The sequence below is a fragment of the Fervidibacillus halotolerans genome (genome assembly GCF_026547205.1).
Lineage (GTDB): Bacteria > Bacillota > Bacilli > Bacillales > Caldibacillaceae > Fervidibacillus > Fervidibacillus halotolerans.
Genome location: NZ_CP106877.1, coordinates 1915804 through 1929668 on the forward strand (window position 1 = coordinate 1915804; position 13865 = coordinate 1929668).

Below are 13865 nucleotides of genomic sequence, written 5' to 3' on the forward strand. Positions count from 1 at the left end.
CTGAATCGATTGACAACCATTTTTAGGAAGGAGAGATTATGGATACACTCGTTTTATTCTTTATTTTCATCGGCTTGGCCATATTGTTTTCTATAATCATTTTCAAACATTCAAAAAAAGTACAAATAACTTTCACCCTTTTCCTTGTTGCCTTCTTTCTTTCCCTTTTCTTCTACCGATGGTTGACAACGAACCGAACGGATGGGGACATGATTTTACGAACGAATGCGGAAACATCGATCGATATCGTTAAATTAAGTGATCATGTTCAATTAGATGCACCGGTCATCTCCCAATTTCCCGAACTGGAACGGGGATGTGAAGTAACGAGTTTAGCCATGCTCTTAGGTCATGCAGGTGTTGTTGTTGATAAAATGGAACTGGCAGAAAAAATTAAAAAAAATCCGGAACCGTATGAAAGGAAAAATGGACTAATATATTTTGGCCATCCAAACGACGGTTTTGTCGGTGATATTTATACACGGAATAATCCAGGATTAGGCGTTTATCATAAACCGATTGCCGATCTAGCTCAGGAGTATTTACCTGATGGATCCGTTCTCGATATAACCGGGGAACCATTCGACGTAATTAAACTTCATCTTTCCATGGGACGACCTGTATGGGTAATTATTAATATTCAATATAAAAAATTGGACGATTCAATGTTTGAAACATGGATCACTCCGAGGGGAAAAATTAAAATTACCTATCATGAACATTCCGTCCTAATTACAGGCTACGATGATCAGTTCATTTATTTCAACGATCCGTACGACGGAAAACGGAAAAAAGCGGTGGCAAAAGATTTCATCGAAGCATGGGAACAAATGGGAAGCCAAGCAATCACATATATTCCCTCAGAGAATCAATAAGGGCATGAAGCCATATTTGGAATCATGCCCATTTCATTTTTCAAATTTCTCTAAGCGGATTGAAATTAACTATACATTACTTCCTTCTTTTTTTCCTGTTCGAAATCGTATGTCTTTTCCACGAACACTTGGTGCCAAATCATAAAGATTAAAACCGTCCATATTTTCCGGCTATAATCCCCTTTATTCATTCGATGTGCCTCTAATAAATCGAGAACAAATTGTTTATTGATCAAATCACCAGTCCCACTTTCCTTGATCAGTTGGACCGCCCAATCGTACATTTCCTCCTTTAACCAGTGGCGAATCGGCACAGGGAATCCGAGTTTTTTCCGATTTAATACGTGATCCGGGATAATTCCTTCCGCCGCCCTTCGTAAAATATACTTCGTTGTTCCTTCCGTCGTCTTTAATGAATTTGGAATTTTGGATGCAACTTCGAAAACTTTTTTATCTAAAAAGGGAACTCGTAATTCTAAAGAATGGGCCATCGTCATTTTATCAGCTTTTAACAAAATATCTCCCCGTAACCACGTATGGATATCGATATATTGCATCCTTTCGACAGGATGATATCCCTTTGATTCATCATAAAATGGTTTCGTTATATCTAGGTGATTTAATTGATCGTTATATTGGACAAGCAACCTTCTCTTTTCTTCTTCCCGAAACATTTTCGCGTTTCCAATGTAACGCTTTTCTAAAGGAGTCGTTCCCCTTTCAATAAAGCTTTTCCCCTTCACTCCTTCTGGTAGCAAGTTTGCTATAAAGCGTAGTACATGATGAATCGTCTTAGGAATTTTATTGAAAATCGCTAATGATTGGGGCTCTCGATAAATATTATAACCACCGAATAATTCATCGGAACCTTCTCCAGATAAAACAACCGTTACATGTTTTGCTGCTTCCCTCGATACGAAATAAAGGGGAACACAGGCTGGATCTGCCAGAGGATCATCCAAGTGCCAAATAATCTTCGGCAATTCATTCATGTATTCTTCCGGAGAAATAATATAACTAATATTTTCCACATTCAATTTTTCCGCTGTTTCCTTTGCCACGTCGATTTCGCTATATCCATCCCGTTCAAAACCGACGGAAAAGGTTTTAATCTTCGGATTGTACTCTTTAGCTATGGATACGATAAATGTCGAATCGATTCCACCGGACAAAAAGGATCCGACTGGAACGTCACTTCTCATATGAACGTTCACAGAGTCAAACAAAGCCGATTGAATGTCTTTAATCCATTCATCTTCTCCTTTAATGATCGGCTGAAAGGAAGCTTTCCAATACGTTTTCATTTCGATCGGTTTTCCTACTTCCTTTATAAAATAATGGCCCGGTAATAGTTTTTTGATTTTCTCTGTTAACGTGAAAGGCTCCGGTACATATTGATACGTTAAATAATGTTGAAGAGACTCCTCATCAACTTTTTGATCTTCAATCGCAAGTAAGATACTTTTCTTTTCTGAGGCAAAATACGTTTTCTTCCCATCCACATAATAAAAAAATGGTTTGATTCCAAAGGGATCACGGGCACCAAACATTGTTTTTTCTAATTTATCCCAAATAAGAAAAGCGAACATCCCTCGTAATCTTTCCACTGCCTTTTCTTTTAATTGACTGTATAAGGCAACGATAACTTCCGTATCCGAATGGGTGGAAAAAGTAATTCCCTCTTTTATTAATTCTTCACGTAATTCTTTATAATTATAAATTTCTCCATTAAAAATAATCCAATATCTTTCATTTTCGAAGGATAATGGTTGTTTCCCTGCTTCTAAATCGATTATACTTAACCGTCGAAAACCGAATTGAATATGCTCGCCAAAAAAGTATCCTTCATCGTCTGGTCCTCGATGAGTTATAATATCATTCATTCGTTTAAACGATTGAATGTCTTCATCTGTATACTGTTTTTCTTGATCATGCATACAACCGATAAATCCACACATATATGTCCACCTACTTTATTCAAGTCTCACAAGCTTTAATTTTGGAATTCATTATAGCCAGTTTTATTTCCATTTTATCAAGTTCTATGAAAAAAGTAAAAGCCCCCTAAATACGGGGACTAAATCGACTTCATATTAAAAAACATATGTTCAATAAGCATTAAACTTGTTTTAACTCTAATGCTTCCTTGCGTAAAATATCCGCCTTGTCCGTTTTTTCCCATGGTAAATTTAAATCAGTCCGACCGAAATGGCCATATGCTGCCGTTTGTTTATAAATTGGGCGGCGTAAATCCAACATTTTAATGATTCCTGCAGGGCGGAGGTCAAAATGTTTTCGAACGAGTGCAACTAATGTTTCTTCATTCACTTTCCCTGTTCCAAAAGTATCGATGGAAATAGATACCGGTTCAGCGACACCAATCGCATACGCAATTTGTATTTCACATTTATCAGCAAGACCTGCAGCAACAATATTTTTCGCAACATATCGAGCGGCATATGCTCCCGAACGATCTACCTTCGTCGGATCTTTTCCGGAAAAGGCACCGCCTCCATGCCGAGCATATCCACCATAAGTATCGACGATCACCTTTCTACCGGTTAAACCCGCATCTCCCTGTGGACCACCGATGACGAATCGCCCCGTCGGATTGATAAAAAATTTCGTTTCCTCATCAATCCACTCTTTCGGAATCACCGGTTCAATTACAAATTCAATGATATTTTGTTTAATTTGTTCTAATGAAATTTCAGGATGATGTTGGGCGGAAACGACGATCGTATCGATACGTGTCGGTTTCCCATCATCATCATATTCAACCGTAACTTGGGTTTTTCCATCCGGGCGTAAATAAGGTAATATTTCTTCTTTTCGTACTTCAGCTAATCTTCGGGCCAATTTATGGGATAAAGAAATTGGAAGGGGCATTAATTCCTCCGTCTCATTGCAGGCAAAACCGAACATTAACCCTTGGTCACCGGCTCCTATTTTTTCAATTTCCTCATCGGTCATTTTTCCTTCTCTAGCTTCCAATGCCTCATTTACCCCTTTGGCAATATCCGGTGATTGTTCATCGATGGAGGTTAATACACCGCAAGTTTCGGCATCAAACCCGTATTTTGCACGGGTATAGCCAATTTCCCTTACTGTATCTCGTACGATTTTTGGAATATCCACATAGGATGTCGTTGAAATTTCACCAGCTACGAGAACAAGTCCAGTCGTAATCGTTGTTTCCGCAGCTACACGGGCATTTTTATCTTTCTCTAAAATCGCATCAAGAATGGCATCAGAAATTTGATCACAAATTTTATCAGGATGTCCCTCCGTCACAGATTCTGAAGTAAACAAACGTCGATTTGTCATTCTAAACCTCCTATATTACTGGATTTTAAGTAGCGATTCCTAAGCGGAGTTTTGTAATCAATTGAATAGATATATTGATTTAGCATAAACTCCGAGCTTACAAGGATTTTTGTCGGATACTTGTCTCCCTATTCTTACATTATTTAATGCATCGATCCATTCATCTTCTATTGAAAAATTAAAACTTATGAAAATGAAAAAACCTTCCCTGCTCGAGGAAAGGTATATGTTCGTTATCCCTTTCACTCTTATCGTTCAAGGATCTTCCTTGCTTCAGGCAAGCACCTTGCTCAATACGAGTAGGTTGCCGGGCTTCCTCGGGCCTGTGCCTCCGCCATCTCGGGATAAGAGTATCCGCTCAACAATTAATCTTACCTGATAATGATTCGGTATGTCAATTTTTTTAGTAATTTTCTCAACAATTTTATTCCCTTTTCATTCATAAATTAAAAATAAACCGCTGATCTAATGTTTAAGTTCAGTTCATTTTTCCTTTTTCACTATTTGAACGAACTGTATGTTATGATTTTACACATATATGGGATATGATTTAAAATAAAGGGGGAATTGCAAATTCGCAAAAACTTTTAAGAAATGAAAAAAAACAGGCTTTTCACTGCTTTTTAGTATAGACTAATTCTATAAATGTGTTATACTAATTTTCAGATATAAAATTTTATATAAAGGAAGGTTTTATAATGGAAACGTTAGCAACCTTTGATACATTAAATTCATTATTAAAAGGGGAAAATATTTTAGAACAATTGCCCGTTTCACAATTAGTGGAAAAAATTATCGAAAGAAAGGAAGGGATTCTTACAAACACCGGCGCCATCAGCGTTAAAACAGGAAAATATACAGGTCGTTCACCGAAGGACAAATATATCGTACGTGACCTAATTGTTGACGATAAAATTGATTGGGGACCGATTAATCAACCGATTTCTCCAAAAATTTTCCTTCAGTTATACGATAAGGTGATCGAATATTTAAAAGATCAAAAGGAATTATTTGTTTTTAAAGGATTTGCAGGGGCTGATCCCGAATATCGATTACCTATTCAAGTGGTTACCGAGTATGCATGGCATAATTTATTCGCTCATCAATTGTTTATTCGTCCGAACGAAGAAGAATTGGCGAACCATAAAGCTGAATTTTCCGTTTTGTTTGCACCTAAATTTAAGGCAAATGCTGAAATAGACGGTGTACGATCAGAAACGTTCATCATGATATCCTTCGAACATCGTATCGTTTTAATCGGTGGAACCGAATATGCTGGTGAAATGAAAAAGGCGATATTTTCCGTTATGAACTATCTCCTTCCTGAAAAAGGAGTATTTCCTATGCATTGTTCAGCAAATGTTGGACCAACAGGAGATGTGGCCCTCTTTTTTGGCCTATCTGGGACAGGAAAAACGACCCTTTCTAACGATGCAAATCGAAAACTTATCGGTGATGATGAACATGCATGGTCTCCAAAGGGCGTCTTTAACATTGAAGGTGGTTGTTATGCTAAGTGCATTAATCTTTCAAAGGAAAAAGAGCCTCAAATTTACGATGCCATTTCTTACGGTTCCGTCTTAGAAAACGTCATTGTTAATGAGCGAAATCGTGAACCTGATTTTGATGACGGCCGCTTAACGGAAAATACACGAGTTGCATATCCGCTCCATCATATTACAAATATTATTCAACCAAGCATTGCCGGCCATCCTGAAACGATTATCTTTTTAACGGCAGATGCTTTCGGTGTATTACCTCCAATTGCAAAGCTAACGAAGGAACAGGCAATGTATCATTTTTTAAGCGGATACACGAGTAAAATGGCTGGAACCGAACGCGGTGTTACGAAACCAGAGGCAACATTTTCCGCGTGCTATGGGGCACCATTCTTACCTCTACCTGCCATGCGGTATGCAGAAATGCTTGGGGAACGGATCGACCGATACGGTGTAGATGTATATTTGGTAAACACCGGTTGGACTGGTGGACCATATGGGGTTGGTAAACGTATGGAATTATCTTATACTCGTGCCATGGTCCAAGCAGCAATCCATGGTTCTTTAAAAGATGTACCGACCGAAAAGGAGAACATCTTTGGATTAAATATTCCGATTTCTGTACCTAATGTTCCAGACGCATTATTAAATCCTGAAAATACTTGGGATAACAAAGAAGCCTATCGACAAAGCGCAAAAGAACTCGCTGAAAAATTCCGTTCGAACTTCGAAAAATTTACAGGTGTTCATGAACAAATTATAAAACTTGGAGGTCCTATTGAATAATCTATTGGTTATGTACACTATTCTCCATGAAATCAAAAAAGCTGTCATGAAGGAAAAGTTTTCCTTCAATGACAGCTTTTTTATTGATTAATTTTTAAATGGAGTATCACTAGTTAAAGAGATATCTTCAAGACCCCAGTCCGTTCCATTTTCCAACGTATAGTTTTTCACACGGTTATTAACAGCAGTTAGAGCATAACGATAAAGGGTTGGAATAACCGGTGGATTGTCGATCATCAATTGTTGCCATTTATCATAAACTTCTTTCCGATATTCAGGATCTAGTGCTTTTTCAGAGTTTCCTTCTTCTAATAATTTTTCATTTTCTTCATTTACATAACGCGGGAAGTTAAATAATGCAGTTTTGGAATATAATCCATACGGATCTGGGTCTGTTCCTGTTCCCCATGCACCTTGATACAAGTCTACGTTCGGATCGTCATTTCCCTTTCTTCCAACAAGATCATAGAAGGAGTTAAACTCATGTAAACGTCCTTCAAATAATTCAACGTTGATACCGACATCTTTCCAGTTTTGGATGTAGAACTTCGCTAACGGTTCGGCAGTGTCACCACCACTCATGGATAAGAAAGTCAATTTTAATTCTTCACCATCTGGCGTTTCAACAAATCCGTCTCCGTTTGTATCTTTATATCCAGCATCAGCTAGAATTTGTTTTGCTTTTTCCGGATCATAATTGTACCCTTCAATATCCGGATTATGGTAATCTTTAAAGAATGGAATCATCAAAGTCGATGCTGGAATTCTTAATCCATTATAGTATTCTTTTCCTACCGTTTCGTTATCCATCGCATATCCAATCGCTTGACGCAATGCCACATCTTGAAGTGGTGTATCCTTATCTTGAACAGCTACCTTATTTTCAGCATCCCAACGACCTAATTTAAATCCAATATACGTATAAGCGTTGTCCATAGTTGCTAAGAATTGGAAGTTTGTTGGTTCATAAGCTGGATCATATTGATCAGTCGGGAATTCTGCAATATCAATCGATCCGTTTTCCAACTCTTTCTTAACTTTTGAAGGATCAACCACTTTCAATATAATGGAATCAAGTTTCGGCTTACCACCATAGTAGTTTTCAAAGGCTACAAATTCTACAGATTCACCAGGAACGATATTATTTACTTTGAAAGGACCAAATCCAATAACATCGATATGAATTTTATCCGATGTTGCTAAATCTTTAATCGGAACATCACCATAATGATGTTTTGGTGCTGCATAAGGCCAAAGACCAGTTAAAAGTGATGGGTTCGCTTTTTCAAATTCAATGGTTAATGTTTTATCATCAATAATTTCAATACCAGAAATGGAATCTACTTCCCCTGCATGATATTCCTTCATACCGACGATCGATTGAATGATCGCATCACCGTAACGAACACCCGTATAATCAGGGTGGCCGATGATTTCAAAAGAATATGCATAATCTTCTGCTTTCAACGGTTTTCCATCATGCCAATATACACCGTCTTGAATCATGACTTTAATCTTTTTCCCATCATCAAGCAATTCAAACTTTGCTGCAGACTCTACTTCATTTGACATCCGGTAATATTCATCATAACCGAAGATCGGTTCACTGAAGAATGACAAAATTTCAGCATCTGGTGCACCTTGATAAAATTGCCAATCCAACGTTCCCTCAAATGGAGAAGATGACACAAGTCCATAATTCAATGTTCCACCTTCAATTTCTGCATCATCGTTTTTCACTGTTTTCGGAAAAGTAGTAGGATCTACGACTGTAGAATCATCGTCACCTCCTTGCTGATCCTTATCACCGCCTTCATCTTTAGCACCACTGCTACATGCTGCAAGCGTGAGCAATAGTACCAAGAAGATACTGAAAAACTTTAATTTCCCTTTTGCCATTTTTAATACTCCCCCTTTAACCTAATCTTTGTCTTGCGTCGGCTGCACGTTTTAACGCTTGGCCGACAAAATTTATACACAGCATCATTACTAAAATGAGTAATGCTGCAGGTAACCAAACCCAAATTTTTTCTTCCATAACGACAGGGTTTCGAGAATAACTAATCAATGTACCTAGACTCGGTGTACCTTCTGGCAAACCAAAACCGAGATAGGATAATCCTGTTTCAATCCCGATATTTCCTGCCAAATTCAACGTCATATTGACAATAATAATCGAACTTAAATTCGGGAGGACTTGAAATAACATAATCTTCCTATTTGGTGTCCCTAATGTTTTTGAGGCTGCTACATATTCTAATTCCCTTTCCGCCAGTGTTTTCGATCGAATTAGTCTAGCTTTTCCTACCCAATAAAATGCTGACATAATCAAAATAAAATTCAAAACGTTAAATTTAGGAACCAAGGTAACAAAAACGATGATAATCATTAACGTCGGTAACGTTAATATGAAATCAATAATCCGCATGATAATATTATCTACTAAACCACCAAAATAACCAGCAATTAATCCGAGGGTTATTCCAATCGCAGAAGTTATTAGAGTAATTGCAATTGCGATGGTCAAGGAGTTTCGTGCACCAACGATTAATTGATTAAATACATCCCGACCACCATAATCAGTTCCTAACCAATGGATTGAATTTGGTGGTGAATACTTATTTTTCAAATCAATTCTGTCAATCTGATCTGGACCGATATTCATACTATATACAAAGACGTAAATGACGATCGCAAAAAACAAAATAAGTGAAAATAAGGCAAGTTTATCTTTCATTAATTCCCTGAATATGATTGACCAGCCAGACGGCGATTTTTCAAATTTTATCTCCTTATCATTTCCATTTACAGCAGGTGCTGCCATTTTTATTCCCTCCTTTATGCAAATCGAATGCTGTTAGCTATTAATCGATACGAATTCTCGGATCGACGATGCTTAAAATAATATCAGACAATAGTGTTCCTAAAATCGACAAAAAGCCGAACAGCATAACGAGTATGTTTACCACACTAAAATCCCGCTGCGAAATGGAACTGACGAATAATTGGCCTAATCCAGGATAATTGAAAATTTGTTCAATAAAGATCGACCCACCAAGGATAAAGACGATATCATATCCTAAAAAGGCAGCAACAGGAAGCAATGAGTTCCGAAAAATATGTCTCGTATATACTTTCCGTTCCGGTGTGCCTTTTGCTTTCGCCGTCTTGACGAAATCTTTCAGCTTCGTATCGATTATCTCGCTTCGTAAATATTGAATTGTTCCAACTGTTGATAAAAGAGCGGCAGATATAGAAGGTAAAATTAAATGGTGTAATTTGCTCAAATACCAATCCCAGGTGCCACGTTCTACTTGGACGTCGACGCTTCCTCCAGTTGGAAACCAATTTAATGTATAACCGAATAAAAATAACATAAGCAATGCAAAGACGAACAACGGTATGGCGTAACTGACAAAGTTATATCCTACGATTAATTTGTCCATCCATGAATCTGGATACCGTCCTGCAATAATCCCTAATGGAATGGCAATTAAATAGGCAAATATCAGTGTTAATAAACCTAATAAAAACGTATTCGCCATACGGTTTCCTAACAAATCGGAAATTTTTACATTATGTACATAGGAAATTCCGAAATCCCCTTGTAATAGGTTCCCGATCCATCGGATATATTGTTCATGCCAAGGATCGTTTAATCCTAATTTTTCGCGAAGTTCTTCCATCGTCTCAGGATCTAAATTCGGGTTTGCCACCATTTGTCCCGTTAATGCATCACCTGGCATTGCTTTAGCTAGTAAAAAGATGATGATGCTGAGAAGTAGTAGTTGAGGGATCATAATTAACAATCTTCTGACAATAAACTTTAACATGTAAACTGCTCCTTTCTAAGGTAGTGCAACAGAGTGCGTATCAGATATTTTCTTCAAATCAAATATTTTTCCCTCAGCATCAAAATACTTTTCGTAATTTCTTTCAAACTCTTCATTGACTTCTTTTCTCATTAGTAAATGCTCATCACGTTTTTCTGGGTTTACATCTGGAATTGCTGCGAGCAATCGTTTTGTATAAATATGTTTTGGCTGATTGAAGATATTCTCTTTCGTTCCTTCCTCAACAAGCCGACCTTTATACATAATGCCAATCCGATCGCTCATATGGCGAACAATTCCTAAATCGTGACTAATAAATAGGTAGGTTAAATTATACTCTTTTTGAATATCCTTCATAAAATTCAGTACTTGGGCTTGTACGGAAACATCGAGGGCTGATACAGGCTCATCAGCAATGATAATCTTCGGATTGACGGTCAACGCCCGTGCGATACCGATTCTTTGTCTTTGTCCTCCTGAAAACTCGTGAGGATATTTAAAAATTGAATCGGGACTAAGTCCTACCTTCTCCATCAAATCTTGAACTTTTCTTCTTTCTTCTTTTGGTGATAGTTTTTCAAAGTTTCGAATTGGTTCCGCAATAATATCTATTACTCTTTTTTTTGGATTTAATGAAGAATATGGATCTTGAAAAATCATTTGAATATCTTTTCTATATTTATGAAACTGCCGTCTTTTCAATCTCGTTAAATCGATATCATTAAAAATGATCTTTCCAGCAGTAGCTTTATTTAAACCAATAATGGTTCTTCCTGTAGTCGTTTTACCACATCCGGATTCTCCGACCAAACCGTATGTTTCACCCGGTTGAAGATCTAACGTAATATCATCAACCGCCTTAACATGATCAATAACCCGTCGAAAAAAGCCACCTCGAACTGGATAATAAACTTTTAAATTTTCTACTCTAAGAAATGTCATAATGTAAGTCCTCCGCATCTTTCGGAAAATCAAAATGTTGATAACATGTGCAGCGAACCCAGTGGTTTTTCTCCACTTCACGCAATTTTGGATTTTCTTCATGTGCTTCCTTTTTAATCCAAGGAATCCGTTCAGAAAAACGGCAACCTGTCCTCGGCAATTTTTTTAGCGAGGGTACAATCCCTTGAATTACATGTAATCGATCTCCATCTGCAGCAGATGGAACAGAATTAAATAGCGACCTCGTATACGGATGTAAAGGATTATTAAACAATGTAAACACATCGGCGATTTCTACAATTTCACCTGCATACATAACCGCTACTCGGTCAGCCATTTCAGCGACGACACCTAAGTCATGAGTAATTAATATAATTCCAGTTTTCATTTGATTTTGAAGTTCCCGCATTAAGTCGAGAATTTGAGCTTGTATCGTTACGTCAAGGGCTGTAGTTGGTTCATCTGCAATTAATAATTTTGGTTCACACGCTATGGCAATGGCGATGACTACACGTTGCCGCATTCCACCGGATAATTCATGCGGATATTGCATATACGTCCGTTCCGGATTTGGAATGCCAACTTTATTTAACAATTCCAGGGTTCTTTTTTTCATTTCTTCCTTGGAAAGATTGTAATGATTTTTCATCGTTTCTTCAATTTGATCTCCAATTCTCATCAACGGGTTTAATGCCGTTAACGGATCTTGGAAAATCATCCCCATATCTTTTCCTCGAATATTATTTAATTCATTGGTTGATAAAGATAATAAGTTTTTATTTTGAAAGAGTATTTCCCCTTCCAGTTTCGTATTTAATTCATGGTGCAAACCCATTATGGATAAGGCTAACGCACTCTTTCCACATCCGGATTCTCCGACAATTGCGACAACTTCATTTTCATTGACTGTTAACGATACGTCATCGACCGCCGCATAAAATTCATCTCCTATTCGGAAAGAAGTCTTTAGATTGTTAATTTGTAAAAGCGGCTTTCCCAAAATGTAAACCTCCTAGCACTAAAAATAAAAATATAAGCGAGCATTATTATTTAAAATAATAGTATAAATTAACTATATTTGCAATATATTTTTTTTCTTCAAAAATGAAATAAATTTTTTGTGTTATTTTTAAAGATAATATATTTTCTGTCAAATATATGTAAATGGCTGAATAAGGACAGAATATTAAACACCTTGGATAGACAAATGCCATGATTACTTCAGCGTTTAGGCATTTATTTAAATATTAAGGCAATATTTAATCAATTCGTAGTGTGCAATGTTGTTAATTTATATTGGATTGTCGTAATCCCATCGGAAAGTTCCATTTTATAAATAACCCCTTCACCGACAGGATTATGATCTAGGAAACGTTTTACCTTTAGAGGAGTATTTAATGGGTATAAATGGTACCCCTCTTTTAATAATTGAAAATTATTATCGTTCAATCGTTTTTCTTTACCTTCAGTAACGATCTCAATTTCAAGTTCAAAGGGCATGGCCATTTTGCTCGCTCCTTTTGTTCTTCTTAATATTGAATGTATCAGAAAATGATTGATATTTCTACTGAGGGATTAAAGTTTTTACGGAATATTCGTTAAGTATTTTTCGTCTTTTAAGTATTTATCGCCTTTTTCGTTGATTTCCTGTCTTTTACTGATTCTTCATCCATCGAGCAACCGCTTCTGTAATTTTTCGATTTTCCTTCGGTGGAAAATAATGGGAGAAGTTATCGAAATACCACGTTTCGACTTGTTTTTTCAATGTTCGTGCATATTTTTCTAATTTTAGCGCATGGGAAAATGAAACGTTTTGATCTTGTTTTCCATGAATGATTAAAAGGGGAGAAGATAATTTTTTCATTTCAAATAAAGGGGAACGGAACCGATATAATTTCGGTTTTGAATAGGGTGTCCCTCCAATTACCCGCTTGAGCATTTTTCGTAAATCCATTCGTTCCTCATACGTTAAAAAAATATCAGAAACTCCGCCCCATGTAACGACCGATGTAGCCTCCGGATAGTTGATAGCCGTCCATAAAGCCATTAAACCTCCCCTAGAAATTCCAAAAATATGAATCCGATTGTCCTTTAAACGGGGATGTTGTTTTAACAATTCGAATCCACTAAAGGCATCGAATCGATCCATTCCCCCGAAATCCTCCACCCCTTCTCCTCCTTGATTTCCACGATAAAAAGGAGCGAATACGATGAATCCTTCTTGTGAAAATTGGGCGACTCTTGCCGGGCGCACCTTTCCTTTATTTTTTATACCGCCCCGTAAATACAAAAGTCCTTCAAAGGTACCCCCTTTTTTCGGTTCTGCAAGTAGCCCCTTTACCTTTAGCCCCTCGGATAAATACGTCACGATAAATAAAGAAACATTCGGATTTGGTGACGGAAATAAATCGGATGAAAGGATTTGTCCATTCATTTTACTCCCCCCGTTTTTTGCTCAATTAATCTAAAACAAATTCAATAACCGTTTGCAATAAAGAATTTGAACCGAAAATTGTTGAATCACACATCCCTTATTCCACACATAAACTATGTTGAGAAAAATGGATTCTACCGGTAAAACATTTGATTCCGGTTTGAGGAGG

The 13865-nt window shown here is 37.1% G+C and carries 12 protein-coding genes and 1 riboswitch; of the genes, 3 read left to right on the forward strand and 9 right to left on the reverse strand.

The features are described 5' to 3' along the window. The first annotated feature begins 38 nt into the window (after positions 1-38). Complete coding sequence (locus OE105_RS09115) at positions 39-875, forward strand: C39 family peptidase (protein WP_420842513.1); 837 nt, start codon at positions 39-41, stop codon at positions 873-875. 65 nt (positions 876-940) lie between these two features. Here OE105_RS09115 and asnB read toward each other — a convergent pair whose 3' ends face one another. After that, positions 941-2776, reverse strand: a complete 1836-nt coding sequence (asnB, locus tag OE105_RS09120; RefSeq protein WP_420842593.1) for an asparagine synthase (glutamine-hydrolyzing) — start codon at positions 2774-2776, stop codon at positions 941-943. Here asnB and OE105_RS13940 point away from each other — a divergent pair. Beyond that, entirely contained in the window at positions 2738-2872 is a 135-nt protein-coding gene (locus OE105_RS13940) for a hypothetical protein (RefSeq protein ID WP_420842514.1), read from the forward strand. The genes asnB and OE105_RS13940 overlap by 39 nt on opposite strands. A 121-nt stretch (positions 2873-2993) precedes the next feature. Here the strand turns inward: OE105_RS13940 and metK are convergent, their stop codons facing one another. Continuing rightward, positions 2994-4202: a methionine adenosyltransferase gene (gene metK, locus OE105_RS09125; protein ID WP_275419899.1), complete on the reverse strand. Its 1209-nt coding sequence runs from the start codon at positions 4200-4202 to the stop codon at positions 2994-2996. Positions 4203-4447: 245 nt separating this feature from the next. Beyond that, positions 4448-4553: riboswitch (SAM riboswitch) on the reverse strand. Between the two features lie 347 nt (positions 4554-4900). Here metK and pckA point away from each other — a divergent pair. Continuing rightward, on the forward strand, positions 4901-6487 hold the full coding sequence (gene pckA / locus OE105_RS09130; protein WP_275419901.1) for a phosphoenolpyruvate carboxykinase (ATP): 1587 nt from the start codon (positions 4901-4903) through the stop codon (positions 6485-6487). 87 nt (positions 6488-6574) lie between these two features. Here the strand turns inward: pckA and opp4A are convergent, their stop codons facing one another. From opp4A to OE105_RS09165, 7 genes are all read right to left on the reverse strand, one after another. Beyond that, on the reverse strand, positions 6575-8386 hold the full coding sequence (opp4A, locus tag OE105_RS09135) for an oligopeptide ABC transporter substrate-binding protein (protein ID WP_275419902.1): 1812 nt from the start codon (positions 8384-8386) through the stop codon (positions 6575-6577). A gap of 16 nt (positions 8387-8402) precedes the next feature. Next, positions 8403-9311 carry an ABC transporter permease gene (locus OE105_RS09140; protein ID WP_275419903.1) on the reverse strand — a complete coding sequence of 303 codons (909 nt, stop codon included), beginning with the start codon at positions 9309-9311 and terminating at the stop codon, positions 8403-8405. 40 nt (positions 9312-9351) lie between these two features. Further along, complete coding sequence (gene opp4B, locus OE105_RS09145; RefSeq protein WP_275419904.1) at positions 9352-10320, reverse strand: oligopeptide ABC transporter permease; 969 nt, start codon at positions 10318-10320, stop codon at positions 9352-9354. Between the two features lie 15 nt (positions 10321-10335). Further along, positions 10336-11262 carry an ABC transporter ATP-binding protein gene (locus OE105_RS09150; RefSeq protein ID WP_275419905.1) on the reverse strand — a complete coding sequence of 309 codons (927 nt, stop codon included), beginning with the start codon at positions 11260-11262 and terminating at the stop codon, positions 10336-10338. Beyond that, complete coding sequence (locus OE105_RS09155; RefSeq protein WP_275422148.1) at positions 11249-12265, reverse strand: ABC transporter ATP-binding protein; 1017 nt, start codon at positions 12263-12265, stop codon at positions 11249-11251. The genes OE105_RS09150 and OE105_RS09155 overlap by 14 nt, the downstream gene beginning before the upstream one ends. Positions 12266-12525: 260 nt before the next feature. Further along, positions 12526-12768, reverse strand: coding sequence for a DUF2584 family protein (locus OE105_RS09160; RefSeq protein WP_275419907.1), 243 nt, complete (start codon positions 12766-12768; stop codon positions 12526-12528). A 148-nt stretch (positions 12769-12916) separates the two neighbouring features. Further along, on the reverse strand, positions 12917-13696 hold the full coding sequence (locus tag OE105_RS09165) for an alpha/beta hydrolase family protein (RefSeq protein WP_275419908.1): 780 nt from the start codon (positions 13694-13696) through the stop codon (positions 12917-12919). Positions 13697-13865: the final 169 nt, after the last annotated feature.